A 374-nucleotide genomic window follows, 5' to 3' on the forward strand; every position below is an offset into this window, starting at 1 on the left:
TCGACCGGAGCAACTGGCTCTACCGGAGCGACCGGTGCGACCGGATCGACCGGAGCCACTGGCTCGACCGGAGCAACCGGCTCGACCGGAGCAACCGGTTCGACCGGAGCAACTGGCTCTACCGGAGCAACCGGCTCTACCGGGGCAACCGGYTCGACCGGAGCAACCGGCTCTACCGGGGCAACCGGCTCGACCGGCGCGACCGGCTCAACCGGAGCGACGGGTTCGACCGGAGCAACTGGCTCTACCGGAGCGACCGGTGCGACCGGATCGACCGGAGCCACTGGCTCGACCGGAGCAACCGGCTCGACCGGAGCAACCGGTTCGACCGGAGCAACTGGCTCTACCGGAGCAACCGGCTCTACCGGGGCAAC

The 374-nt window shown here is 69.7% G+C and carries 1 protein-coding gene; it reads left to right on the forward strand.

The window, feature by feature from the left end:
• Nucleotides 1-374: hypothetical protein (locus AB4Z43_RS33545; RefSeq protein ID WP_441941018.1), on the forward strand; the 374-nt coding region annotated here is incomplete at both ends.

The organism is Mesorhizobium sp. 2RAF45 (genome assembly GCF_052115225.1).
GTDB lineage: Bacteria > Pseudomonadota > Alphaproteobacteria > Rhizobiales > Rhizobiaceae > Mesorhizobium > Mesorhizobium jarvisii.